Consider the following 22,359-nt stretch of genomic DNA (forward strand, 5'->3'; position numbering starts at 1 on the left):
GGCACGATTGCAATAAAGCAGGTGCGCCGGAACGAAAGGACCGCGGCGCGTCGGTGTGGTGCTGGCGGTTGGCGTTGCACCTGGCATTGCAATGTCGGATTACGCTACGCTAATCCGACCTACCGGCCTGTGCCAACCGATTGCATCTGGCGTAGGTCGGATTAGCGCACAGCGCGTAATCCGACGCAACGTTACTGCAGCAATTAATCAATACCCTGGCTCTTGAGGTAATCCTCATAGTTGCCGCGGTAATCGACCACTTCATCTTCCTTGATCTCGATGATGCGGTTGGCCAGCGAAGAGACGAATTCGCGGTCATGCGACACGAAGATCAGGGTGCCCGCGTATTTTTCCAGCGCGATGTTCAGCGATTCGATCGATTCCATGTCCATGTGGTTGGTCGGCTCATCGAGCATCAGCACGTTGTGGCGGCCCAGCATCAGCTTGCCGTACATCATGCGGCCTTTTTCACCACCGGACAGTACCTTGACGGCCTTTTTCACATCGTCGCCGCCGAACAGCAAGCGGCCCAAGATGGAACGCACGGCCTGGTCGTCGTCGCCCTCTTTCGTCCACTGGCCGATCCAGTCGGTCAGGTTCGTGTCTTTGGCGAAATCTTCCGTCGGGTCTTGCGGCATGTAGCCGACGTTGGCGTTTTCCGCCCACTTCACGCGGCCCTGGTCAGGCTGCAGGCCGGCGATGTCGCCCGCGATGCAGCGCAGCATGGTGGTCTTGCCGGCGCCGTTGGCGCCGATGATGGCGATGCGTTCACCCGCCTCGACCATGATGCTGAAATTCTTGAACAGCTGGCGGTCGAAACCTTTCGAGATGTTTTCGACTTCCACGGCCAGACGGTGCAATTTCTTTTCGCCGTCGAAACGCACGAACGGATAGGCGCGCGACGATGGCTTGATGTCGTCGACCTTGATCTTTTCGATCTGCTTGGCGCGCGACGTGGCCTGGCGGGCCTTCGATTTGTTCGCGGCGAAGCGGCGCACGAATTCCTGCAGCTCAGCAACCTTGTCTTTCGCTTTCGCGTTGTTGGCCAGCTGCTGGTTGCGCGCCTGGGTCGAAGCGAACATGTATTCGTCGTAGTTGCCTGGATAAATCTTCAGGGTGCCGTAGTCCATGTCGGCCACGTGGGTGCAGACCTGGTTCAGGAAGTGACGATCATGGGAAATGATGATCATGGTGGAATTGCGCTCGTTGAGCACGTCTTCCAGCCAGCGAATCGTGTTGATGTCCAGGTTATTCGTCGGCTCGTCGAGCAGCAGGATGTCCGGATTCGAGAACAGCGCCTGCGCCAGCAGCACGCGCAGCTTCCAGCCTGGCGACACATTGCTCATCGGGCCCTGATGCAGGTCGATGGCGACACCGGCGCCCAGCAGCAGTTCGCCGGCGCGCGATTCGGCCGTGTAGCCGTCGTATTCGGAGACTTTGCCTTCCAGATCGGCGGCCTGCATGTAGTCGTCGTCGGTCGCTTCCGGGTTCGCGTAGATCGCGTCGCGCTGCTGGATGGCAGCCCACATTTCCGTGTGGCCCATCATGACGACGTCGAGGACGCGCATGTCTTCAAAGGCAAACTGGTCCTGGCGCAGCTTGCCCAGGCGTTCGTTGGTATCGAGCATGACGTTGCCGCCCGACGGATCCAGGTCGCCGCCCAGGATCTTCATGAACGTCGACTTGCCGCAGCCGTTCGCGCCGATCAAACCATAGCGGTTGCCGTCGCCGAACTTGACGGAGATATTCTCAAACAATGGCTTGGCGCCAAACTGCATCGTAATATTTGCGGTTGAAAGCATTAGTAAGGTCTTTATCCAGTGAAAACAGGTAGTTAGGTACTTTTCTCCCATTATACAGCAACCACCATGAACCACTATCCTGACCACTACTCCTGGTGAGCTGCCTGAGCAGGCCGTTTTCACCGCTCAGATCCTGGGGTTTCCGGCAACTGGCCAGCGGGCTGTCAGCCGGTTTACGCCGTTCGGGCTTGGACCTGGCCCGCTTGTTACGCTTTATTACGGCCACGCTGCCGCCTTGATGGCGGCGGCCTCTCGCCAAATAACCGCCGACAAAAAAATCATTCACTCCCTGTTATATCAGGATAGTTGTCGCGTCCCCTGATTTACCGTAGCATTGCCGAGTTTCTCCTTGCCGCCAATCTGAAATCGCCGCCCAGAACACCCTTTTGAGAAAAATAATGCGAAAACTTCGTTCCACGATTATTTTTACCATGCTGGCCAGTTTGGCCATGCCTGTATTGTCGGCGGATAAGCCGCTCTCTTTGCCGGACCGCCTGGCTGCCCTTCGCACGACTATTGCGATCGACCATGGAAAGATGCTTGGTTCCGGCGCGGCACCATTAATAAATGCGGGCCTGGAAAGCCAATTCGTACTCATCGGTGAGGACCATGGGATTACAGAAATTGCGAATTTTTCGGCGGCGTATTTTGAAGCATTGGCAGGTCAAGGATTTACGACGCTGATTGTCGAAAATGGGCCGGCGGTTGCCGGTGCCTTGGAAAAAGCGTTGAGGTCCAATACTGGCGTCGCTGGCATAGCAGCATTTAATCAGGCATATCCGGTCGCCACTGCTTTTTACAAGTGGCAAGCTGAGGCGCAATTCCTGGCCCGTATCGCCAAAGCTGCCGGACCATCGTTCCAATTAGTGGGAATGGATCAGGAGCTCATGGGAGCTTCGAAATATTTGCTCGACCAAATGGCTGAGCAACCGCTTAATCCTTTGGCGAAAGCAAAAATCGAGGCCTTCCGCAAGCTTGAAAGCGACAACTATCGCCGAGCGTCGGAGAGCGGAGACCCGAGAGAGCTCTTCATGGTAAAAGTCCAAGAGGAAGAATTATTCGCATTACAGAAGCTGCTCACGGCCCCCAAGGAAATGCCCGCCTTGGCGATGTTAAATTCATTGATTGAAAGCCGCAGCATTTATACTAAAAACATGACTCCGGGACAAGGATATGGGTCGAATACACAACGTGCCAGGCTGATGAAGCAGTATGTGGCCAGCCATTTGACGCATGCGCCTGCACAGCGCATGTTGCTGAAAGCCGGTGCAATTCATGTCTTCCGAGGCTATAACCCGCTTGGTGCCGGTAGCCGGGAGATCGGCAATTATTTGGCTGAATATGCGGAAGGCCGCGGACAAAAATCGCTGCATGTGCTGGTGCTGGCTCTCAAAGGCCAGCAGGCGCAATTTGCAGGCATTGGACGCGCGTCGGCCTCCACAGAAATTGAAAAAGTCGATAGCAAGTCCTCCATGGCTGGTGTATTGCCCTTCTTTGCTGCGGCGAAAGAGCATAAGGAATGGTCATTGTTCGACGTGCGTCCCTTGCTGGGATCGGCGAAAACTCTGGCGAATGGAGACAGCAGTGTCCAAGGCATGATTCAGGGCTACGATTTCGTACTGGTCATTCCCGAGGGAAACGCCACGTCGGATCTGTGACAATATCGCCATCGGCCTTCAGCTGCAGCGCGGCACTGCTGCGCATGCCGCGGCTCATGCCAGGCATCTCCACGATCCAGGCATGCGTTCAGTCGTTACCACCCGGATGCTTGCGCATCCTGGACTCAAAAAACTGCCACGCGGCTGCCGGCGTATCAACGTCATGGTTCATTTCACCGAGCAGCTTGCTTTCAGCAATCGCACGATCGATGAGGGCGGCCAGAAAAGCGACGTCGACTGCCAGGACGCCCAGCCGCCGCATAACCCTACTCGGAATTACAACAAATCAGTGACAATTGATTAGAATTATTGATATTCAACCAACTACAATTAGTAGGAATCATCCTACACGGTGAAGTAAATTCTCTATATTTGATTCAACTTTTTGGGAGGAAATATGAAATTTCATATGTTCTTGACGCTTCCAATGTTGCTCTCCCTGGCTGGCTGCGCAGGCATGATACGTACTCCACAAGATCAGGCAACTCAAATTGATTTCAGTGCGAGCTACATGAATTCCCTGTCAGAAAAATATAAACCCAACGATAAGCTAACCAGCTCGAACTTCCATCAGCAACTCATAAACTACGATAGCCTCGAAGGCAAGGATCTAGATGAGGAAGCCAGGAAGGCTGACGTTGGAATCAAATCACTTGCCCTTGTCGACATTCATTCGTTGACAAATGGCTTGCACAGTATTGAGGCCGATATTTCGCGGCACTTGACATATAAGGCTATCGAAGAAAATCGTCTGAAATCCCTGGAAAAGGAATTTTCGGCACTCAACAAAAAAACACCGCCGTCTGACGTCGCAATAGCTGCGCTGCAAGATAAAATTGATGAAAGAAAAGCAAAACTATCTGAGATTGCATCAACGTTGAGAAAATTTGAAGCGGATAAGTCATCGCAAATCTTGCTCATCGAGGAAAAAAAATTAATAGTAAAAACGATCGATGGGAAGGTTTACCAGACATCGGAAAAAGACCGAATGCGCATACGAAACGGGATAGTTCGCGACTTCATGGCCATCGCCGACCATAATTACATGCAATTCAAGAACGAATTGCTGGCTGGACGGGTGCGTACCGATACGATTGCGGACATCACTGAACTTCTGTTATCCACAGCCACCACGCTCACCGGTGGCCTGATGACCAAGACCAACCTCGGGGCGGCATCAACCCTGTTAAAAGGATCGCGGGCAACCGTAGACAAGAATTTCTTCGCGCAACAAACCATGCGGGCCATTATCAACTCCATGGAGGCAAGCAGATCTTCGGACAAGACCGTCATTATTTCAAAAATGAACAAGTCCACGAGTGTCTATCCTATTAGCGAAGCGATTTCCGATGTTCAGCGGTATCAAAGTCGCGCCAGCCTCTTCCTGGCGGTCCTGGATCTGGCGAACCAATCAGGCAAAAGCGCCGTTTCGTTAGAGAAGGACCTCAATACAGAAACCATGCAATCGATAAACTAGGACAATGCTATGGAAAATTATCCATACATCATGATTGCCTTGTCCGTCTTTAGCAGTTAGGCTGCGTGCTCGCCCGCCACCAGACATTGGGATTGTGCGGGCGCATCCCAACCCTACCGGACTCACAGGCATCACTTGAAAAAAACTACCATTGCCGCCGCTGCGGCCATCATTTCCATCGCCGCCACCGTCTACGCTTCGCCGTACTACGCCTTGCACCAGATTAAGACTGCGCTGGCCGAGCGCAACACAGAAGCGCTGGCCGCACACGTGGACTTCCCCGCCCTGCGCGCCAGCGTCAAGACGCAGCTGGAAGCCGGCATGGCCCGCAGCATCGAAGCGACAGCCGGCAGCGGCAACCCGCTGGCCGCCCTGGGACAGTCGATCGCGAACGCCATGCTGGGCAAGATGGTCGACACCATGGTCTCGCCCGCCGGCGTGGTCGCGCTGGTCAACAAGAGCGCCGTCAGCCCGCAAGCAGAGGTGAATGCGAATCCGGATGCGCCCGCCGATGGTGCACGGAAGAAGGCCGACTATACGGCGGGCTATGCCGGCGTGAACACGTTCGTCGTGCGCGCCAAGGATGGCAATGCGCAGGAAGGCGCGCTGGTCCTGCTGCGCCATGGCGTGTGGGGCTGGAAACTGAGCTCGATCGAGATTGACTCGGCGATGGCCGCACATTAGCAAAGCGCGCGCATGCGCCAGCAATCTGAGACACAATGCGGGTCATTTACATCAGATTGCAGGAAACTTCATGCTGAAACACACCGCCTTGGCGCTGACCATGGCCTGCGCCGCGCCATCCGCCCATGCCACGGATGGGATTGCTGGCGCCGAGCGCAGCCACTCCGTCGCCGCGCGCATGCAGGCGGAAACGTCCAGCGCTGCCGATCCTGACGCCCCCGCCCTGCTGCCCGTGCCCAGCGATATCTCGCTGGCCGAACTGGAGCGCCGCCTGGCACTGGGCCAGGCGCAGGCCGCCGAAAAACACTATACCAGCGCGCTCGACCCGGCCATTCTGAACGGCCTGGCACAGCAGATGGATTGCCTGGACATCATCGGCGTGCAGCCGTTCGGCTTCCCCCTCGATCAAACGCAGCCCACCGTCCTGAGCGGCGCACACCTGCTGGCCCGCTGCCCGGACAGGGCTTACGTGGCGATCACGGCGATGTCGATGGCGGGCAAGACGGGCAAGCGCGTCAGCATTTCACCGCAATCGTTCCAGCATACCGTGGATGGCAAGCCAGCGCGGCGGCTGTATTACAAGGCGCCCAACGGGCGCCAGAAGGAATCGCTGACCATCGCCGATGGCAGTTATGTGTATGCGCTCGAATATTGGTCGCTCGATGACAGCCAGCAAAGGGGCATGGTCGGCAAGCGCAGGATGGAAACCTTGACGTTGCCGCAATAAGACAGCCGCAGATAGTCAAAATACTGTATATTTATACAGTTACTTACTATTCCCCTGCCGAGCATGCCTGCACACCCGCACAAGGACTTACCCTACACTATCTGCATCAGCGCCACGATCGATGCGGAGGTCGAGCAAACCATCCTCGACGGCTTGAATGCCTATAACGATGCGATCACGGGATACCAGGACAGGCAGGTATTGAGCGTGGTCGTGCGCGACCGCGACAGCCAGCGGGTGCTGGGCGGCGCCATGGGCCGGACCTCGCTGGGCCTGCTGTTTCTCGACCTGTTCTATTTGCCCGCCGCCTTGCGCGGGCTGGGTCTGGGCAGCCAGATACTGGCGCAATTCGAAGAGGAAGGACGCCGGCGCGGCTGCGCTTCGGCGGTGCTGTACACCATCAGTTTCCAGGCACCCGAGTTTTACGAGCGCCGCGGCTGGCGCCGCTTCGGCGACATCGCCTGCAGCCCGGAAGGCACGAGCCGGGTATTCATGAGCAAGACCTTGTAAGCCGCATGCGACAATGGCTGGCGGCAAACCTGCCGCCAGCCACGATCAACGGCAGTTGCTTACATGCCCAGGGACTTGAGCAGGTCGGCGTTGTCGTCGTCTTCCGGTTCCGCTGCAGGCGCCGGGGCGGCGTCCCGTTCGCGGTTCGCGAATTCGCCATCCATCAGCGAGTCGGCGTCGACTTCGCGTGAATCGAAATCGTGCAACTTGATGAACTCGGTACGGTCGATCGCCAGTTCCAGGTAGAAAATATTGTTCTTTTCCGTGTAGAAAGTGACGCGGCGCATTTCCGGACGGTCCAGCGGCGTGTCGACGCTGAGCATCACCTGCTTGTTCAGCACCAGCATCTTCGGCTGGCTCTGGGTGATATTCGTTTGCAGTTCGCGCCGCACCTTGCCCGTGAAGTCGCCCACGATCTGGTTCATCAGCTCGCCCATGATATTCGACACTTCGTCCGACGTGTAGAAACTGGCCAGCTCCGACTTCGGCATACCCATGTGCAACATGTAGCGCTCGTAGATTTCCATCGCCGTATCGGCGGCAAAATTGAGCACCACCAGGCCCGTGAAACCGCCATCGAACATCACGAAGCAGCCGATGTCCGGCTTCAGGCCCGTCTTGGTGATGCGCTGCACCATGCCCGAATAATTGACCTTGCTTTGTGTTGCAACGTTGAGCACCCGAACCACCGAGTTGCACAAACTCATCAACAAATCTTCTGTACCGTACACAACATCCTTTTCTGCATCCATGAGCAACCTCTCCTACTATTTTAAAGATGACAGCACTGTTCCCTGTCCGCCGCGAGCCGAAACACGACAGTTTCGCTCAGCAAGCGGACGACTTCACCTTTGCATGTCTGACCTTGCGTGGCAGCGCGCGCCGCGTTGCCGCCAGCACGAACCGCCCTCTTACCTTTTTCCGTATAGAAATAAGTATCAGATGCGCAGAATACCCAGATGTAACATTTCCGTCCAGCCATACCTGCATTTACTTGATGATCTGTGCAGAAATACCATATCCGGCCTGGGCACTGGCGTCAGCACAGGAAATAGTAACTAAAAATCAAGGGCGCGCAAGACCACGCCGCTGACCAGCAGATCGCGGCTCAGGTAGGCGAAGGCACGCTGGCCGATGCGCAGGCGGTGGGTGTCGAAGATGGCCAGCAAGTCGCCGCCCTGCCCCTGGTCCAGGCTGTGCAATGCCGTAATGGTGATACGGCACGTCTTTTCCGCCCCGAAAACGGTCAAATGGAAACGGATGGCGTCACCCGCCTGCTCGAGCGCGATGCTGTCGCGCAGGATTTCATAGGGCATGGCAGTTCTCCCCGCTGTGGGACGAATGCGCTGGCAGGGGGCGCCCGTTCATGCGGCGAACGTGGCGGCTGGGCCGACATGCCGTGGCAAGTCGATGATGAAGACGCAACCATGGCCAACCACGCTCTCCACGCTCAAGTTGCCGCCATTCGCTTCCACGCTGCGCCAGGCAATCGACAGGCCCAGTCCCAGGCCAGTCTTGTTGGCGCCGGCTTGCGTAAATGGCAGGAACATGTCATCTGCGGCCTCGGGCGACAGGCCAGCGCCGTTGTCTTCCACCTCGATCCTGATCCGTTCGCCATTCGCATACGCGCGCAGCACCACGGTGCCATTTGGCGCGCCAAACTTGAAGGCATTCTGCAGCAGGTTTCCCACGGCGGAGAGCAGCAAATCCTGGTCCGCATGGAGCTGCAGCAAGGGAGCGACCTCTTCCACGACCAGGGTGCAGCGCAGCAAGTTCGCCTCCAGGCTTGCCGAATAGCGTAGTTCATTGATGAAGTTACTCAGGAAGAAAACCGAACGCTGCAAGGTCAGGCCCGCCTCCACCCGCACCTCCGCCAGGGAGCGGTCGATCAGGGTGCGCAAACCCACGAGGCTGCGCTCGAGTACGGCCCCGGTCGCGCCCGTCACACCCATGCCACCCTGCTTGAGCGCGGCGACAGCCAGGCTGGCCGTTCCCAGATGAGCACGCAACTCCTGGGCAAAATAGCCGATGCGCTGGCTCAGTGCCAATGCCTGTTCATTGGCAATCAGCACGTCGCGCCGCTGGGTAAATTCGGACACGGCTTCGGCGATGCCGTTGTCGAGGCAGCGGTTCAGCGTCCTGAATTCCTCGACGGCGAACTGTTCCTCCATGAGCACGGCAAGGTCGCTGACAGATTGGCACAGGTCGCCATAGTCGTGCACCACCTGGCCGACGGAATAGCCGAGCGTCAGCAATTGCCCGCCGTGCATAGTGGCACTGCCGGCCAGTTCCGATGTACCCGCCGCACTGCCGCCAGCGGGGCCGGAAATGGCCAGGCTTTGCGTCATCTGGCCTGCCTCTTCCGCCTGCAGCGTGCGGATCAGCTGATCCAGGAAGATGGGTATGCCGTGTTGTAACTGTTGTTCGGTCGGCAATCGCAATGGTCTCCTGGCGACTTTATCTCGGCAACGGCGCTCCAGCTCGGCGCGATGTTCCGCTAGGAATAAATGCATCATGACGTTTCCGGCAATCTCAATGATTAAGAATAAGCAAGCCTAGCGCGCCGACCTGTCAAACACCGTCTGTTACCGTACATATTCGCGCCCGCCTGCCTGGCGCCGTGCAGCGCGGGCATCGGCCAGATCCCTGTGCTATTGTCGTCGGATACATCACATCATCAGGCAGGAGTCATGCATGCTCAACATCGTTACCAGCGTCTCGTTCCGCTACATCGACCCACGCCACAAGGAACCGGGCCCGAGCAGGGAATTCATCAATCAGAACATTCTGCTACCGCCGGGCGCCCATCTGCCGCGCATGGGCGAGGCGATCGAACTGATGCACTGGGACTTGAACCGCGACATGAAATCCGGCGTCTATTCTGTGCTGTTTGTCCACACACGCATTGCCTTGTTTGATGGCAACGAAAAGCCTTCCGGCTGGCACACCACGATCACCGTGGGACCGCAGTCCGACGAAATCGACGAACGTTTTCTCAGCGCTCCCTCCTGATAGCCGTGCGCCCCTTGTTCCGGGCAGGCCTGACCACCTAAAATAGTGCTTTATATTAAACATGATCGTGACGGCAACAAGCACCAATGTCACGCACAAGGAAGTCAATGAGCACACTTGTAGAAGAACAGGCAACGGCGGAAATGATGGCGTCCGTGGAAGCCTGGTTTGTCGAGCGCCTGAAGCGCACCGACCTGGAAAGCGCCGTGAATCGCACCACCTTGCAGATGGGTGTCTTCAGTGATTTATTGCTCGACTACAAACCCGGACGCACCACGGCCGACGATTTCCAGCTGACTGATGCCGATGAGTTCGCACCGAGGACGCGATCGGGCCTCGATGAAGCCGTGGTGCGCGACAGCATCGCGCCCAAGTTGGTTGCCATGGTGCAAGCGAAGCTAGAAACACTGGCCGACACGGCCCTGATCGACTACCGCTTCAGCTTTCGCGGCAAATTCCAGACAGCACAGGGCACGCTGCACCTGAACCTGCTCGACTACGTCAACGCAGGCAAGCGCCTAGCCTTGCTCGAGCACATACACGGCTACGTCACGCAAAAACTCGAGCGCGGCAGCCGGCCGACGAAAAAGCTGGAAACTTTCTTCCTAGCGCGCCAATTGCTCGATCCACACCTGTTTCCACAGCCCGATATCGCCTGGACTATCGCACAATTCGAGCGCATCGAGCAGCTGAACAAGTCGCGGCCGCAAGCGCTGGCAGAACATCGCAGCGATATCATCCAGGCCGTGTCGGCCTGGGCGGAAAAGCAGTTCCTGCCGCAGTTCTATGATGTGCAGCAATCAGCCTACCGCAGCACGGAATACACCCTGAAGCCGGGCGCGGCGCCCGATGCGCAGGCGCGGCAAGCGATCGATCTGCTGCTGTATGGCGCCGTGATGATATTGCGCCACGAACCGAGCTACGCAAAATCCAGGGGCCTCGAATTCCTGGAAAGCGCGCGCGAACTGGGCAGCGAACGGGCCGTGCGCATGCTCAAGGAAGGCAGCGGCACCTTCCCCGACGGCGATATCCACGTAAAAAATGCGCTGCTGGAATGCCGCGCCAACGATGTGTTTGCCACGATCAACATCACCATCGCCCGGGAAGAGGAAAGCGCGTATGGGCAGGCGCTAGCCTTCATCACGCATTTGCTGCAAAACGGTTTTCCGAAAAGCTACCAGATCAAGCTCAAATCCAGGGCCAAGGCCTACCTGCCGGTCAAGGGACTGGCGAAATCCGATACGCACCGCTTCTTTGCCAACTCCCTCGCCTGGCCCGCCCTGCAGCCGCAGCTGGAAGCGTATGCGCGCGCAGCCATCGAACAATTCGAATTCTATGCCGACACGGAAGGCGAAAAGAATTGCATGCCCGGCAGCTATGCCGTTTTTGGGCTGGGCTTGCTCGACTCTCGCTATTTCCCGCTGGTACAGCACTACATGGCCAATGTCGATGAGGAACACCAGTCCGTGCAAGATCAGTTCACGGCAGCCTTCGCCGAACAACATGGCGTGACGCCCGCCTCCGTTCCCGTGCTGGCGGCGTGCCTGCGCGCGTGCACGGATAACGCAAAGGTAAAAATCCAGGCGAAACTGGAGGATGTGGAGAAACTGGAGCTGTTCTGCCAGCAACTGCAAGGGCTGGAAGGCTATCTGGTGGAGCACATGCTGTATCCCGTCTGGGGCAAGCTGGAAAAGCTGGCGGCCCAGGCGCGCAAGGCGCAAGGCCGGCGCAAGGAGCTGCTGCTTGCCTTGCTTGAAGCGGCCAGCAAGACGGCCGCCTGAGGTGGACAACGTTGCGTGCGCAACGTTATGACTTTCACCATATATAATGCGGGCGCCGAAATTGCCACAAGGCATCTTTTGGCACCTGACATTGAATCGTGGAGAAAATACATGCACCAAACACAACAAACATCGCGCATCGCCGTGCTCGCGACCGCCTTTGCCGCCACCATGGCGCTGGCCCAGCCCGCCATCGCCGCCGACGCCGCGGAACTGGCGCCAGTCGACGTGGCCGACCTGTACATCAAGACCATCATCAACCAGGATGAAGCCAGCGTCGCCAAGCTCAACGCCTACCTGCGCCCCACGCGCCTGGCCGGCCAACAGAGCGCCGAATACGCGTCGTACAGCGACTTGAAGGCAGCGGACGCCAAATTCCCAACGGAAACGGGCAAGCTGATCGCCGACCTGTTCCCCGCCGCCATGCGCGCGGCAGTGACGCCGGCAGCCGAACTGCTGGCCGCCAATGTCATCGCCGCCAAGAAGGGCGCCGCCTGCCAGGCCACCAAGGCGGACCCTGTGACGGTGGAAAACGGCATACAGACGGCCGCCGTCAGCTTCGAATGCCAGGTCGTCAAGGTACCGCTGGCATGGGCACCTGCCGCCCAGCAACTGGCGAAGAGCGGCTGCAAGGTCGAGCAATGCAAGGCTGGCCTGCAAAAGATCGCAGCAACCTACACCAGCTCGTCGAAACAGGCGTGGCGCGCCGTATTTGCCGTCAGCCGCGAAAAGAACTCGGAAGCCTGGCGCAACGATTTCGCGCGTGAAACCTTCGATGAAATCTGGGAATATCTGTAATCCTTCACGGATTGATAAACTGCCGATGGATAAGCCCAAACTGACTCCAGTCGCCCAGCCCGCAGGCCTGGCATTGCTGCACCTGCTCGCCCCGGAGCATGTGGAGGTCACGCTGGGCGCGCAAGTGCTGGCGCTGGATTTACCCGCCCTGCACGGCAAGCAATTGCTGGCGCTGCTGCGCCGGCTGCGTGCCGCGCAATCCAACCAGCAGGATTATGCTGGCGCCAGCGTCGAGCAAGCCGAACAGCTGTTTGGCGCCGCCATCGCCGCCGTCAAGACGGAGCTGGCCACGCGCCCGCACATCCCCAACAAGCTGGAAGCGAAGGCCTTGCGCCAGGCGGCGGCAAAAAAGCGTTAATCGAGGCGCAAGCCGGCCGCCAGCACTGCCATTCCGTGCGCGCTGACACGCCGCCCCCCTTCTATAATGGGAAGCTCTCTTGTTTCCGCTATTGAAAGACGCCCATGCCCACACGATTTTCCCGCCACGTATTGAACTGCGCTATTCTTGCTTTCTCAGGCTTGGCCGCCATGCAGGCGGCCCAGGCCCAACCTCAGCCGACAGGCCCCATCGACGCGCGCGCCGTGTGGCAGGAACGCTCGCTGTCGGCTTGCCGCAGCGAACAATCGACCACCGCGCCCGACGTGTGCCTGCTGCGCACCATGCAGCGCTCCGGTGCCCGCCCGCAAGCCATCGCCGCCGCCAGGATGCTGGTGAAAGCGAACAATGCCGGCTTCATTTCCGCCTGGCGTCCGCTGGGCAAGGCGGCCCTGGCCACCGTCACCTATCCGTTTCGCGCCAACACGAATGAAGGCACCTTGTTGATCGGTAGCGATGGCGCAGCCATCGATGTCGACGAGAACTCCGTGCGCGAGGAAGACCGCGCCACACCGGCCTGGCGTGCGTTTGCCGCCGCCCATCCAGACTCTGTGCCGTTTGCGCCCGCCGACTTCGTCGGCAGCACGGCCACCAGCGATGGCGGCCAGAGCGTGCTGTTTTCCACGCCCCTGATCACCTGCCACGCCTGCGCCGAGGATGGCGCCCTGCTGGTCGCCTACACGATCGACAAGGCGGGAATCGTGCGCGAGCGCAAGCTATTGACGATCAAGTAATGCTGCACCAAAGATAAGATAGAATTGCTTGATGGCATGTCTATACGAGTACATGCCATCGATCCAAACTTACTTATTACAGGAAAACATGCGCCGCTCTTGCCTTGCTCTGCACCTCACCGCCGCCCTGCTGCTGTCCAGCCCCTTCCACCTCGCCAATGCCGCGCCCGCCGCTACCGCTTCCTCCAGCGCGGCCACCCCGCTCGTCATCGGCGAAAGTTTCAGCATCGATTCAACGGCGCTGCAGGAAAAACGTCACATCAATGTCTACATGGCGCGCGCCTGGGATACGCCGCCCGACGCACCGCTGCCCGTGCTGTACATGCCGGACGGCGGCGTGGCGGAAGATTTCCTGCACGTGGCCGGCTTGCTGCAAGTGTCGGTAGCGAATGGCACCATGCGCCCCTTCATGCTGGTCGGCATGCAAAACACGCAACGCCGGCGCGATTTGACGGGCCCGACCGGGAATGCGGAAGACCGCAAGATCGCCCCCGTCGTGGGCGGCTCGCAAGCCTACCGGACCTTCATCCGCGATGAGCTGATGCCGGAAATCAAGCGCCGCTACCGCACGACGGGGGAAACGGCCATCGTCGGCGAATCGCTGGGGGGCCTGTTCGTGGTGGAAACGTATCTGCTGGAACCGCAGCTGTTCGACCACTACCTGGCCTTCGACCCCAGCCTGTGGTGGGATCGTGGCGCCCTGCCGCGCCAGGCGGCAGCCCTGCTGGCGAAAGGCACGCCAGGCAAGCACAGCCTCTACATGGCGTCCAGCAGCGAAGCGGGCATCGCCATCGAAGTGCAGCGCCTGGCCGACGTGCTGCAAAAACAGGCGCCGCCTGGCTTGCAATGGCACCTGGAAAAGATGCCGGAAGAAACACATGGCACGATCTATCACCCGGCAGCCCTGAAAGCGTTTCGCAGCGTCTTCAAGCCGGCCACGCCGCCGCAATAAGGGGGACGGCTACGGCGCCGGCAGCGCCTGCCCCATCTGCTCGCGTAGCCAGCGCAGCAAGGTGGTGCGGCGCGCATCGCCATCGAATGGCAGCGGCGACAGCAGGCAATAGGCGCTGCCGTCGCGCCGGAATCCGAAGGGCGCGACCAGGCGTCCGCTGTCGAGGTCTTCGCGCGCCATGAAGACAGAGCCGATGGCCACGCCGAGGCCGGCGCAAGCCGCTTGCAGGCTCAGATAGAAGTGCTCGTAAGTCTGGCTGTCGCCCTGGCCGCCGCCGTCAGCGTCGGCGTCCTTGACGGCGGCGCGCCAGTGGGCCCAGGCAGCCGGGCGCGACGCCGTGTGCAGCAGGCGCTGCGCGGACAGGTCCAGCTGGCCTTGCCCCAGCAGGGCCGGCGCGCACACGGGCGCAATCCATTCATCGCACACCTTTTCCGCATGCAAGCCCGCATCCCACAGAAAATCGTTGCGACGCAGCGCCACGTCCACCGCGTCGCGCTGGAACGCCACCGGCCCGCCCGAGGCGAACAGGTGCAGCGGCACCTCGGGATGCCGCTGGTAAAAGTCGCCGAGGCGCGGTATCAGCCACTTCATCGCGATCGTCGGCTCGCACGACACCACCAGCGGCCCCTGGCGCACCGGCTGGCGCACGGCTTCGAGGGCAGCGTCGAGCCGCTCGAATGCTTGCTGGACGGCATCGCGCAGCTGCGCGCCCGCAGGCAGGAGGAACACGCCGCGGTTGCGGCGTTCGAACAGGGGCGTGCCCAGCGACGTTTCCAGCAGGCGGATTTGCCGGCTGACGGCCCCGTGCGTGACGTGCAGCTCCGCGGCCGCCTGGACGAAACTGCCCAGCCTGGCCGCAGCCTCGAAGAACCGCAAGGTGCCGAGCGCCGCCTGCCTAGTCATGATCTGTCACTTTTTCTCACACATATCCGCAAGATATCATCGTTTTTCATGGAAGGCCATTATAGTGATAATTTGTCTTCCGGCAGCCCGCATGCACGCCGCGCCCTCGCCGCACAGGCGAGAAATAGTCACCGATGGCCGTGCGGGCGCCACCACTGTCCAAGGAAGACACATGATTGCATTGCTTGCCGTTGCCCTGATTACCCTGCTCGCATCCATCGTCCCCGGCCCCGATTTCGCGATGGTCACGCGCAACAGCTATCTGCATGGCCGCCGTGCCGGCCTGCTGGCCGCGCTTGGCATCGCGCTGGTCGTGCAAGTGCACGTGTTCTATACGATGTTTGGCGTAGCGCTGCTCATCGCCGGTTCGCCTGCGCTATTTACGGCGATCAAGCTGGCTGGCGCCCTCTACCTGGCCGTGATCGGCTGGAAAACCTGGGCCAACCGCGCCGGACTCGTCATCGACCTGCATGGCGGCGCCAGCGTGCCACGGCGTCAAATCTTGCTCAACGGCTTTCTGACCAATGCCCTGAACCCGAAAACGACCCTGTTTGTCATCAGCACCTATACCCAGGTGGTGCAGCCCGGCACGTCATTGACAGTCCAGTTCGGCTACGGGCTGTGCATGTCCGCCATCCACCTGGCCTGGTTCGCCCTGGTGGCCGTCTTTTTCTCGCAAGCGCGCTTTCGCATGCGCATGGTCAGCCACCAGCGGACCATCGACCGGCTGATCAGCGCGGTCCTGATGGCGCTGGGCGTCGCGCTCGCCTGCGCCAACATGGACAAACTGTAATCTGGCGCGGGACGTGCCCGCCACATCTGGCGGGTAAAATCGGCGGCCCTGCTTTTCCCGCCCGAGTCAGATACCCATGAGCTTTTTGCAATTATTGATCCTTTCCATCGTCCAGGGCTTCGCCGAGCTGCTGCCCGTCTCCAGCTCCGCCCACGTCATCATGGCGGAAAAATGGATGGGGCTGGACCCGACGTCGCCGGAGCTGACCATGCTGCTGGTGATGCTGCATACGGGCACCATGTTCGCCGTCATCGTGTATTTCTGGCAATCCTGGCGCGCCACCTACTTCAGTTCGGCCACTGCCTTCCGCAGCAACGTCCTGCTGCTGGCGGCCGCCACGGCCCTGACGGGCATCGTCGGCTTTGGCTTGCTGAAAGGCATTACGCACGTCATGAGCAAGGATGCGCCCGGCTTTGAAATCGAACACCTGTTCGGCAACGCGAAACTGATGGCCGCCGCGCTGGCCGCAGCCGGCGTGCTGATCATCGCCTCGTCGCGCCTGCAAGCGCGCCAGCATGGCACCTTGTCCATCGGCAAGGCGATGGCGATCGGCGCCGTGCAGGGCCTGTGCCTGCCTTTCCGCGGCTTTTCCCGCTCGGGCGCCACCATTTCCGCCGGCATCGCCATGGGCGTGCCGCAGCGCCGCGCCGAGGAATTCAGCTTTGCCCTGGCCGTCGTGCTGACGCCGGCCGTGCTGGCCAAGGAAGGCTGGCGCTTTTACCAGGCAGTGGCAAATGGCAGCCTGGACCATCTGCAACACGGCAACAGCCTGCTGCACCTGCTCGGCCCCAGCCTGCTGGGCATGCTGCTGTCCTTCCTGGCCGGCTTGCTGGCCTTGCGCTGGCTGTCGCGCTGGCTGGAACAGGGCCGCTGGCATTTCTTTGGCGCGTATTGCCTGCTGGCCTCCTTGGTGGTGCTGTACGTAGGGTAAAATCGCCGGGTTTCCAGCTATACACATCCCAGCCAGTTTTACTGAAAGCCAACGATGAATTTCGCCGCCACCGCCGCCCTCTCGCTTGCCATGTCCACCGATGCCTTCGCGGCGGCCGTGGGCAAAGGCGCCGCCCTGCACAAGCCGCAATGGCGCGAGGCGCTGCGCACGGGCCTGATCTTTGGCGTCATCGAAGCCATCACGCCCATCATCGGCTGGGCCCTGGGCAGCGTGGCCGCGCCGTACGTGGAAGCATGGGACCACTGGATCGCCTTCAGCCTGCTGGGTATCATCGGCTTGCTGATGATACGCAATGCCCTCAGCGATAGCGATGAGGAAGAAGCGCCAGCGCAGTCACACTCGTTCTGGGTGCTGGCCGTCACCGGCCTGGCCACCAGCATCGACGCCATGGTGGTGGGTGCGGGCTTGGCCTTGCTGGGCGCCAACATCGTCGTGACGGCCGCCGCCATCGGTTTTTCCACCTTCGTCATGGTGACGCTGGGCGTGATGCTGGGCCGCGTGCTGGGCACGGTGGCGGGCCGGCGCGCCGAACTGGTGGGCGGCCTGGTGCTGATCGTCATCGGCTGCGTGATCCTGTACGAGCATATCGGCCATCCGGCAGCCTGAACCCCGGCACGCCGGCCCCGCCTTCCTTCTCGATAGCCGCGGACGGCCTGCCTGGCGGGCGCGCCGCGCACTGTTGCTGGCGTATGATCACGGGAATCAACTTGGCTACTACAGCCTGAAAGCAGCGATGATGCAATCGACTAAGCAATTCAAGGAAGGCGATACCGTACGCGTCAAATGTGGCGGTCCGGCAATGACGGTACTGTGCGTCGATGGCGATTACTTCACGGGCGAAGAAAACCGTACGGCTGTCTTTTGCGTGTACGAAAAAGACCAGTTCCTGTTCGAGCAAGCCTATCCCGAGTGTGCGCTCGACATCCTCCGCGACGCCTGACGGCAAGCGGCGCAGCCGGCGCCCCGCTTTGTGCTACATTCAATGTTCTGCATTCCTGTCTAGCAAGGTGACCATCATGGAAACTCTTGAGCTACTTTTTGCCTCGCTGGTGCGCGAAACGGCCGAATCGATACGCGACCACCACGTCCCTTTTGCCATCAAACACGACGAGCGCGCCTATTTCGAGTGGATGGATGGGCATCCGATCAATGGCTATATCCAGGAAGCGTATCGGGAGATCGAGGAAACAGCCCAGCAGATCCGCGCCATTCGCGCTGGATGATGACGCTTGCGGCAAACGTCGATACGGTCGTTAAGCTATGCAGTGAACGTATTGACTTAGATCAAACACTCAGCTGTTCCAATCGAATTGATAGCCCAAAGCCGGGACAATCAGGTCTGGAGGCGGGAGACATGGATCAGGAACAAAAACACCAGATCAGGGGCTATGAATTTCATGTGGCGGGGGCGCTGGAGAAGGATGGGCGTTACCGGGGCATGATTTTGATTAGCAAGCGCGGCGATACGCAGCAGGTATACGCCAAGCCCGTGCTGATCGAGACGCCAAGCAGTTTCAAGTCCGTGCATGCGGCCTTGATCGAGGCATCGGCGTATGCCCAGGAACTCATCTATAACGGCGCCATCAAGGCACTGCTGCCGGCCGATGCGCCGCTCGCCGAAAAACAGGCGCCGCAGCCGCCGGATTTCGTCGGCAATTGACGCTGGCAAGCCGATCCGGGCACCTTGGGGACGCGTATAATGACGCGCTTTCCCGGATAAAAACTCAACACCATGGAATTTGTGAATTTACCGCTGGTCTTCCTGGTCGGCTGCGCGCTGATCGCTTTGCTGGCCAAGAAGAATGGCTACTCGTGGTACCTGTTTTTCTTCGCGATTGCCGTGCCCGCGCCCCTGTTGCTGCTGGCCTTGCCCCATGTGCTGGGCGTGGAAACCGCTTCGCTGACCGCCGTACGGCTGGGTACCGTCCTGTTCTTCCCCGTGGCCGGCTTGCTGCTGGCCCTGCGGAGGAAGAGCTGACTGGCAAGTTGCCTCAGCCTGCCTGCACGCCATCGGCCAGGCGCCAGCCGACGGACAGCGCCAGTTGCTGCGCCTCTTTTTCGTTGCTGCAATCGTCGTAATCGCAGGTGTCCGCATACGCGCCGCATGCCTGGTTCTGGCTGACATACGAGCCGACCCAGCGGCCATCGCGGCGTTGGCTGGCCGTGGCGCTGATAATAAAACCTTTGTGGGTAGTGGGATTTTCAAACGACATAGTTCCTCCGGTGCAAGAAGCGTCAGGAAGCTGACTGGTCTCCACTGTGCGCCACCTGCCGCCCGCAGTCTGTACGTTTGACCACACACAGAAAGCACGCGCGCGCCTGCCTCGCGGCGCCGGGCGATCGGGTATGATTTGAGCATGTGTGGACGACTCGATCAAAATGACACGGCGCCCGTGCTGGCGTCATCCTTCGGCTGGACGGACGCGGTGTTCGACAGCGAGGCCGAGCCGCACCTGAACGTGTCGCCCGGCACTTACCGGCCCGTGCTGCATATCCAGGATGGCGTCCACAGGGTCGATGACGTCTTCTGGGGCTACCGCCCCGCCTGGGCCGCGCAAGCCGTGCCCGCCCCCGGCAAAAAAAAAATCCCCATCGCCATCAATGCCCGCCTGGAAAAACTCGCTGGCGCCTACTGGAAGCCCTTGCTGCGCGCGGGACGCGGTATCGTCAGCGTTTCCGGCTGGTATGAATGGACGGGAGAGAAAGGCAGCAAGCAACCGTGGCACATCCACCGCAAGGACCGCGCTCCCCTGTTCCTGCTGGCGCTGGCCCAGTTCGGGCCGTACAAGCATAACCGCGAGGAAGCCGGCTTCGTGCTGGTGACGGCCGACAGCATGGGCGGCATGGTCGATATCCACGACCGCCGCCCCGTCGCCGTCAGCCTGGAAGACGCGCACCGCTGGCTCGACCCCGCCCTGACGCCGGAGCAGGCGCTGCACTTGGCGCGCACCTGCATGCTGGATGTAGAACTGTTCGAATGGCATGCCGTCGATAATCCGCTGGTGCCGTCTGCCAAACCCAAGCCGCCACCACCGGCTGCGGCGCAGAGCGCGTTTGACTGGGGAACGGATTAAGGCAATCGCGCCAGCCGTCGCCACAGCGCTTCCATCGGCCCCTGGCGAAAATGCCGCAGCCAGTAACGGCTCAGCAGCACCTGCCCCGCCATGATCAACACCGCCAGGCCCAGCATCTCGGCCGGGCGCAGTGTCGCACCCCAGCCCAGGCCCGGCCCTTGCAGCAGCCAGGTGCCGATCAAGGATTGCAACAGGTAATTGCTCAGCGCCATGCGGCCCACGGGCGCCAGCCATGCACCCAGCCAGCGCAGCATGAAAGGACCGGACAGCATCAGCGCGGCCACATAGCCGGCCGCCAGCACGGGGCCGCCGGCAAACAGGCCCACTTCGAACAGGGCCGTGTCAAACACGGTTTGATACGGGTCGGCCACTTGCCACGCGACGGCGCCCGCCGCCAGCAGGTTGAACGGCAAGCCCACGCCCAGCCCCACGGCGCGCACCCGGCGCCACAGGCGCTGGTGGCGCTGCGGCTGCGTCAGCCAGCCACAACGCACGGACAAGATGCCCAGCAGGAACAACACGATGATATGCGGCAGCATGACGGCGGCGTACAGCAAGGAGACGAGGAAATCGTTGGCGCGCAGCCTGGCGACGGCCCACGCACCGCCTTGCGTGTAGATGGCGTAACGCTCCGCAAAACTGTGCAGGTCGCGCGCGATGTCCGGTGCGCCGCCCTGCTGGCCCACGGGAATGAGCAGGCACATGAACAGTAAAAAGCCGGCCGCCACCAGCCAGGCGCGGTTGCGCACGCGGCTGAGCCTGGCTGATGCCAGGGGCAGGATCAGCATGCCGGCGACGGCATACGAGGTCAGCACGTCGCCACTCCAGATGAGGAAACCGTGCAGCAGGCCGAATGCCAGCAGCCAGCGCAGCCGGCGCCGATAAGCCGCTCGCGCCTGCTCCCAGCTACCCAGCTGGCGTTGCAGGGAACGTGTCTGCAAGGCAAAGCCAGCGCCAAACAAAAAGGCGAAGATGGGATAGAACTTGAATTGCGCCAGCGCCGCCACCAAAAAAATGACGAGCTGGTCCAGCACGGGCGGCTGCGCCGGCAAGGTGCCGTAGCGCAAGGAAATCGTGCCCCAGGCAAAGCCCCATATATTCACCAGCAAGATGCCGAACACGGCAAGGCCGCGCAGCACATCGAGCTGCAGCAACCTGCCGGGCTTGGCGGACATGGAGTTCAGGGGCGCGCCAGGGTGGGGTAATCGGTCACCCGCAGGCTGAAGCCGGACGCATCCGATTGCAGGCTCGCCTGGCCGCCGAACGGCAAGGTGACCCGGCGGCGGATGTGGCCAAACTCGAGCCCCGTCAGCACGGGTACGGGCAGGCGCTGGCGCACGTAAGCCAGCATGGCGTCGAAATCGTAGCCGTTATCCATGGGACTGAGTTTATACGCGGAAAAATCGCCGAGCACCACGGCTTGCTGGCGGCCAATCACGCCCGCGTGCAGCAGTTGCAGCAGCATGCGTTCGACCCGGTACGGGTGTTCGTTGACGTCTTCCAGGAACAGGATGCCGCCGTCGATTTCCGGGAAATATGGCGTACCGAGCAGATGCACGAGCATGGCCAGGTTGCCGCCCCACAGCTTGCCTTTCAGCTCGACCTGCGGATTGCCTATTGCCGTGCCCGTGACCGTATGCGTGGGGCCGGCCAGGCACGACCACAGCTGATCGAGCGTAAATTGCTCGGGCTCGTCGCGGATGAAATCGTCGCAGATCATGGGGCCGGCAAAGCTGGCGCGGCCCGTCTTCGCCATCAAGCCCATGTGGAAGGCCGTAAAATCGCTGTAGCCGACAAACAGCTTGCCGCTGTCCGCCATGAGGCCGAAATCGATGTCGGGCAGGATGCGGCTGATGCCGTAGCTGCCGCGCAAGGCGATCACCACCTGCACGGCAGGGTCGGCCGCGGCGGCATGGAGCTGCGCCAGGCGGCCCGCATCCGTGCCGCCGAAGCGCTGGAATCTATGTTCGTGATCGTAGTAATTGTGGACGGTGGCGCCTTGCGCCTGCAAGCGGGCGATACCGCGTGCCAAGGCCGCCTCGTCGGGCGCATAACCGCCCGGCGCGACGATGGCGATGCCAATCTCAGGTGTCTTCAAAATATGCCCGGCTAGTCAAGGGGTGGGC

General features: G+C 60.4%; 29 protein-coding genes. 20 read left to right on the forward strand and 9 right to left on the reverse strand.

Annotation, left to right across the window (positions count from 1 at the left end):
* Window positions 1-203: 203 nt before the first annotated feature.
* A complete protein-coding gene (locus BLT98_RS02010) occupies window positions 204-1,802 on the reverse strand; it encodes an ABC-F family ATPase (RefSeq protein WP_034784627.1) in 1,599 nt (532 codons plus the stop codon).
* A complete protein-coding gene (locus tag BLT98_RS29050; RefSeq protein WP_170846238.1) occupies window positions 1,750-2,088 on the reverse strand; it encodes a hypothetical protein in 339 nt (112 codons plus the stop codon). Before BLT98_RS29050 ends, BLT98_RS02010 begins: the two co-directional genes overlap by 53 nt.
* A gap of 112 nt (window positions 2,089-2,200) precedes the next feature.
* On the opposite strand from BLT98_RS29050, the gene BLT98_RS02015 reads away from it, so the two are divergent.
* The 6 genes from BLT98_RS02015 to BLT98_RS02035 all read left to right on the forward strand — a co-directional run bounded on the left by BLT98_RS02015 (window position 2,201) and on the right by BLT98_RS02035 (window position 6,858).
* Window positions 2,201-3,460, forward strand: a complete 1,260-nt coding sequence (locus BLT98_RS02015) for a TraB/GumN family protein (protein WP_092605000.1) — start codon at window positions 2,201-2,203, stop codon at window positions 3,458-3,460.
* An 82-nt stretch (window positions 3,461-3,542) separates the two neighbouring features.
* Window positions 3,543-3,764 carry a hypothetical protein gene (locus tag BLT98_RS28570; RefSeq protein ID WP_139178967.1) on the forward strand — a complete coding sequence of 74 codons (222 nt, stop codon included), beginning with the start codon at window positions 3,543-3,545 and terminating at the stop codon, window positions 3,762-3,764.
* A gap of 93 nt (window positions 3,765-3,857) precedes the next feature.
* On the forward strand, window positions 3,858-4,937 hold the full coding sequence (locus BLT98_RS02020) for a hypothetical protein (RefSeq protein WP_139178970.1): 1,080 nt from the start codon (window positions 3,858-3,860) through the stop codon (window positions 4,935-4,937).
* A gap of 135 nt (window positions 4,938-5,072) precedes the next feature.
* Window positions 5,073-5,621 (forward strand): DUF2939 domain-containing protein, encoded by a 549-nt coding sequence (locus tag BLT98_RS02025; protein ID WP_092605002.1) that lies wholly within the window; start codon window positions 5,073-5,075, stop codon window positions 5,619-5,621.
* 70 nt (window positions 5,622-5,691) lie between these two features.
* Window positions 5,692-6,348, forward strand: coding sequence for a hypothetical protein (locus tag BLT98_RS02030; RefSeq protein ID WP_092605003.1), 657 nt, complete (start codon window positions 5,692-5,694; stop codon window positions 6,346-6,348).
* A 63-nt stretch (window positions 6,349-6,411) separates the two neighbouring features.
* Entirely contained in the window at window positions 6,412-6,858 is a 447-nt protein-coding gene (locus tag BLT98_RS02035) for a GNAT family N-acetyltransferase (RefSeq protein ID WP_052140346.1), read from the forward strand.
* Between the two features lie 59 nt (window positions 6,859-6,917).
* Here the strand turns inward: BLT98_RS02035 and BLT98_RS02040 are convergent, their stop codons facing one another.
* The 3 genes from BLT98_RS02040 to BLT98_RS02050 all read right to left on the reverse strand — a co-directional run bounded on the left by BLT98_RS02040 (window position 6,918) and on the right by BLT98_RS02050 (window position 9,374).
* Window positions 6,918-7,610 carry a DUF3334 family protein gene (locus tag BLT98_RS02040; protein WP_034784631.1) on the reverse strand — a complete coding sequence of 231 codons (693 nt, stop codon included), beginning with the start codon at window positions 7,608-7,610 and terminating at the stop codon, window positions 6,918-6,920.
* Between the two features lie 306 nt (window positions 7,611-7,916).
* Complete coding sequence (locus BLT98_RS02045; RefSeq protein WP_034784632.1) at window positions 7,917-8,174, reverse strand: DUF1488 family protein; 258 nt, start codon at window positions 8,172-8,174, stop codon at window positions 7,917-7,919.
* Window positions 8,175-8,222: 48 nt separating this feature from the next.
* Window positions 8,223-9,374, reverse strand: coding sequence for a sensor histidine kinase (locus BLT98_RS02050; RefSeq protein WP_170846259.1), 1,152 nt, complete (start codon window positions 9,372-9,374; stop codon window positions 8,223-8,225).
* A 178-nt stretch (window positions 9,375-9,552) separates the two neighbouring features.
* On the opposite strand from BLT98_RS02050, the gene BLT98_RS02055 reads away from it, so the two are divergent.
* From BLT98_RS02055 to BLT98_RS02080, 6 genes are all read left to right on the forward strand, one after another.
* Window positions 9,553-9,870 (forward strand): hypothetical protein, encoded by a 318-nt coding sequence (locus BLT98_RS02055; protein ID WP_092605004.1) that lies wholly within the window; start codon window positions 9,553-9,555, stop codon window positions 9,868-9,870.
* A gap of 107 nt (window positions 9,871-9,977) precedes the next feature.
* Entirely contained in the window at window positions 9,978-11,651 is a 1,674-nt protein-coding gene (locus tag BLT98_RS02060; RefSeq protein ID WP_092605005.1) for a DUF6138 family protein, read from the forward strand.
* A gap of 111 nt (window positions 11,652-11,762) precedes the next feature.
* The gene (locus BLT98_RS02065; RefSeq protein WP_092605006.1) at window positions 11,763-12,449 is read left to right on the forward strand and encodes a hypothetical protein; all 687 of its coding nucleotides are present in this window, start codon (window positions 11,763-11,765) and stop codon (window positions 12,447-12,449) included.
* A gap of 25 nt (window positions 12,450-12,474) precedes the next feature.
* A complete protein-coding gene (locus BLT98_RS02070) occupies window positions 12,475-12,807 on the forward strand; it encodes a hypothetical protein (protein ID WP_034785897.1) in 333 nt (110 codons plus the stop codon).
* A 170-nt stretch (window positions 12,808-12,977) separates the two neighbouring features.
* Window positions 12,978-13,559, forward strand: a complete 582-nt coding sequence (locus BLT98_RS02075) for a hypothetical protein (RefSeq protein WP_139178974.1) — start codon at window positions 12,978-12,980, stop codon at window positions 13,557-13,559.
* An 88-nt stretch (window positions 13,560-13,647) separates the two neighbouring features.
* A complete protein-coding gene (locus tag BLT98_RS02080) occupies window positions 13,648-14,511 on the forward strand; it encodes an alpha/beta hydrolase (RefSeq protein ID WP_092605008.1) in 864 nt (287 codons plus the stop codon).
* Between the two features lie 9 nt (window positions 14,512-14,520).
* On the opposite strand, the gene BLT98_RS02085 is transcribed toward BLT98_RS02080, so the two are convergent.
* Window positions 14,521-15,414, reverse strand: coding sequence for a LysR substrate-binding domain-containing protein (locus BLT98_RS02085; RefSeq protein WP_092605009.1), 894 nt, complete (start codon window positions 15,412-15,414; stop codon window positions 14,521-14,523).
* 172 nt (window positions 15,415-15,586) lie between these two features.
* On the opposite strand from BLT98_RS02085, the gene BLT98_RS02090 reads away from it, so the two are divergent.
* The 7 genes from BLT98_RS02090 (at window position 15,587) to BLT98_RS02115 (ending at window position 19,137) form a co-directional block, all read left to right on the forward strand.
* A complete protein-coding gene (locus BLT98_RS02090; RefSeq protein ID WP_092605010.1) occupies window positions 15,587-16,207 on the forward strand; it encodes a LysE family translocator in 621 nt (206 codons plus the stop codon).
* A 76-nt stretch (window positions 16,208-16,283) separates the two neighbouring features.
* Entirely contained in the window at window positions 16,284-17,138 is an 855-nt protein-coding gene (locus tag BLT98_RS02095; protein ID WP_092605011.1) for an undecaprenyl-diphosphate phosphatase, read from the forward strand.
* A 54-nt stretch (window positions 17,139-17,192) separates the two neighbouring features.
* Window positions 17,193-17,765: a manganese efflux pump MntP gene (gene mntP, locus BLT98_RS02100; protein ID WP_034785905.1), complete on the forward strand. Its 573-nt coding sequence runs from the start codon at window positions 17,193-17,195 to the stop codon at window positions 17,763-17,765.
* A gap of 127 nt (window positions 17,766-17,892) precedes the next feature.
* Window positions 17,893-18,099, forward strand: a complete 207-nt coding sequence (locus BLT98_RS02105) for a DUF2158 domain-containing protein (protein ID WP_092605012.1) — start codon at window positions 17,893-17,895, stop codon at window positions 18,097-18,099.
* A gap of 76 nt (window positions 18,100-18,175) precedes the next feature.
* Window positions 18,176-18,382: a hypothetical protein gene (locus BLT98_RS28575; RefSeq protein WP_070259409.1), complete on the forward strand. Its 207-nt coding sequence runs from the start codon at window positions 18,176-18,178 to the stop codon at window positions 18,380-18,382.
* Window positions 18,379-18,819 carry a hypothetical protein gene (locus tag BLT98_RS02110; RefSeq protein ID WP_139178977.1) on the forward strand — a complete coding sequence of 147 codons (441 nt, stop codon included), beginning with the start codon at window positions 18,379-18,381 and terminating at the stop codon, window positions 18,817-18,819. Before BLT98_RS28575 ends, BLT98_RS02110 begins: the two co-directional genes overlap by 4 nt.
* A gap of 81 nt (window positions 18,820-18,900) precedes the next feature.
* Complete coding sequence (locus BLT98_RS02115) at window positions 18,901-19,137, forward strand: hypothetical protein (protein ID WP_211614796.1); 237 nt, start codon at window positions 18,901-18,903, stop codon at window positions 19,135-19,137.
* Between the two features lie 13 nt (window positions 19,138-19,150).
* Here the strand turns inward: BLT98_RS02115 and BLT98_RS02120 are convergent, their stop codons facing one another.
* Window positions 19,151-19,372, reverse strand: a complete 222-nt coding sequence (locus BLT98_RS02120) for a hypothetical protein (RefSeq protein WP_070279728.1) — start codon at window positions 19,370-19,372, stop codon at window positions 19,151-19,153.
* 144 nt (window positions 19,373-19,516) lie between these two features.
* Here BLT98_RS02120 and BLT98_RS02125 point away from each other — a divergent pair, with 144 nt between their 5' ends.
* On the forward strand, window positions 19,517-20,233 hold the full coding sequence (locus BLT98_RS02125; RefSeq protein ID WP_092605013.1) for an SOS response-associated peptidase: 717 nt from the start codon (window positions 19,517-19,519) through the stop codon (window positions 20,231-20,233).
* Here BLT98_RS02125 and BLT98_RS02130 read toward each other — a convergent pair.
* Window positions 20,230-21,408, reverse strand: a complete 1,179-nt coding sequence (locus tag BLT98_RS02130; RefSeq protein WP_092605014.1) for a DUF418 domain-containing protein — start codon at window positions 21,406-21,408, stop codon at window positions 20,230-20,232. The two genes, BLT98_RS02125 and BLT98_RS02130, sit on opposite strands and share 4 nt — an antisense overlap.
* A 5-nt stretch (window positions 21,409-21,413) precedes the next feature.
* On the reverse strand, window positions 21,414-22,331 hold the full coding sequence (gene ldcA / locus BLT98_RS02135) for a muramoyltetrapeptide carboxypeptidase (RefSeq protein ID WP_092605015.1): 918 nt from the start codon (window positions 22,329-22,331) through the stop codon (window positions 21,414-21,416).
* Between the last annotated feature and the right edge of the window lie 28 nt (window positions 22,332-22,359).

It is taken from the genome of Janthinobacterium sp. YR213 (genome assembly GCF_900099875.1).
In the GTDB taxonomy this organism is placed as follows: Bacteria; Pseudomonadota; Gammaproteobacteria; order Burkholderiales; family Burkholderiaceae_D; genus Janthinobacterium; species Janthinobacterium lividum.

What these genes read in the sequence shown, in the direction of transcription:
- BLT98_RS02020 (WP_139178970.1), top strand. Translation starts at nt 3,858, where the DNA reads ATGAAATTTCATATGTTCTTGACGCTTCCAATGTTGCTCTCCCTGGCT.
- BLT98_RS02015 (WP_092605000.1), top strand. Translation starts at nt 2,201, where the DNA reads ATGCGAAAACTTCGTTCCACGATTATTTTTACCATGCTGGCCAGTTTG.
- BLT98_RS02095 (WP_092605011.1), top strand. Translation starts at nt 16,284, where the DNA reads ATGAGCTTTTTGCAATTATTGATCCTTTCCATCGTCCAGGGCTTCGCC.
- BLT98_RS02050 (WP_170846259.1), bottom strand. Translation starts at nt 9,374, where the DNA reads ATGATGCATTTATTCCTAGCGGAACATCGCGCCGAGCTGGAGCGCCGT.
- BLT98_RS28570 (WP_139178967.1), top strand. Translation starts at nt 3,543, where the DNA reads ATGCGTTCAGTCGTTACCACCCGGATGCTTGCGCATCCTGGACTCAAA.
- BLT98_RS02090 (WP_092605010.1), top strand. Translation starts at nt 15,587, where the DNA reads ATGATTGCATTGCTTGCCGTTGCCCTGATTACCCTGCTCGCATCCATC.
- BLT98_RS02010 (WP_034784627.1), bottom strand. Translation starts at nt 1,802, where the DNA reads ATGCTTTCAACCGCAAATATTACGATGCAGTTTGGCGCCAAGCCATTG.
- BLT98_RS02055 (WP_092605004.1), top strand. Translation starts at nt 9,553, where the DNA reads ATGCTCAACATCGTTACCAGCGTCTCGTTCCGCTACATCGACCCACGC.
- BLT98_RS02110 (WP_139178977.1), top strand. Translation starts at nt 18,379, where the DNA reads ATGATGACGCTTGCGGCAAACGTCGATACGGTCGTTAAGCTATGCAGT.
- mntP (WP_034785905.1), top strand. Translation starts at nt 17,193, where the DNA reads ATGAATTTCGCCGCCACCGCCGCCCTCTCGCTTGCCATGTCCACCGAT.
- BLT98_RS02070 (WP_034785897.1), top strand. Translation starts at nt 12,475, where the DNA reads ATGGATAAGCCCAAACTGACTCCAGTCGCCCAGCCCGCAGGCCTGGCA.
- BLT98_RS02120 (WP_070279728.1), bottom strand. Translation starts at nt 19,372, where the DNA reads ATGTCGTTTGAAAATCCCACTACCCACAAAGGTTTTATTATCAGCGCC.
- BLT98_RS02130 (WP_092605014.1), bottom strand. Translation starts at nt 21,408, where the DNA reads ATGTCCGCCAAGCCCGGCAGGTTGCTGCAGCTCGATGTGCTGCGCGGC.
- BLT98_RS28575 (WP_070259409.1), top strand. Translation starts at nt 18,176, where the DNA reads ATGGAAACTCTTGAGCTACTTTTTGCCTCGCTGGTGCGCGAAACGGCC.
- BLT98_RS02045 (WP_034784632.1), bottom strand. Translation starts at nt 8,174, where the DNA reads ATGCCCTATGAAATCCTGCGCGACAGCATCGCGCTCGAGCAGGCGGGT.
- BLT98_RS02080 (WP_092605008.1), top strand. Translation starts at nt 13,648, where the DNA reads ATGCGCCGCTCTTGCCTTGCTCTGCACCTCACCGCCGCCCTGCTGCTG.
- BLT98_RS02065 (WP_092605006.1), top strand. Translation starts at nt 11,763, where the DNA reads ATGCACCAAACACAACAAACATCGCGCATCGCCGTGCTCGCGACCGCC.
- BLT98_RS02060 (WP_092605005.1), top strand. Translation starts at nt 9,978, where the DNA reads ATGAGCACACTTGTAGAAGAACAGGCAACGGCGGAAATGATGGCGTCC.
- BLT98_RS02030 (WP_092605003.1), top strand. Translation starts at nt 5,692, where the DNA reads ATGCTGAAACACACCGCCTTGGCGCTGACCATGGCCTGCGCCGCGCCA.
- BLT98_RS02125 (WP_092605013.1), top strand. Translation starts at nt 19,517, where the DNA reads ATGTGTGGACGACTCGATCAAAATGACACGGCGCCCGTGCTGGCGTCA.
- BLT98_RS02085 (WP_092605009.1), bottom strand. Translation starts at nt 15,414, where the DNA reads ATGACTAGGCAGGCGGCGCTCGGCACCTTGCGGTTCTTCGAGGCTGCG.
- BLT98_RS02035 (WP_052140346.1), top strand. Translation starts at nt 6,412, where the DNA reads ATGCCTGCACACCCGCACAAGGACTTACCCTACACTATCTGCATCAGC.
- BLT98_RS02040 (WP_034784631.1), bottom strand. Translation starts at nt 7,610, where the DNA reads ATGGATGCAGAAAAGGATGTTGTGTACGGTACAGAAGATTTGTTGATG.
- BLT98_RS02075 (WP_139178974.1), top strand. Translation starts at nt 12,978, where the DNA reads ATGCAGGCGGCCCAGGCCCAACCTCAGCCGACAGGCCCCATCGACGCG.
- BLT98_RS02105 (WP_092605012.1), top strand. Translation starts at nt 17,893, where the DNA reads ATGATGCAATCGACTAAGCAATTCAAGGAAGGCGATACCGTACGCGTC.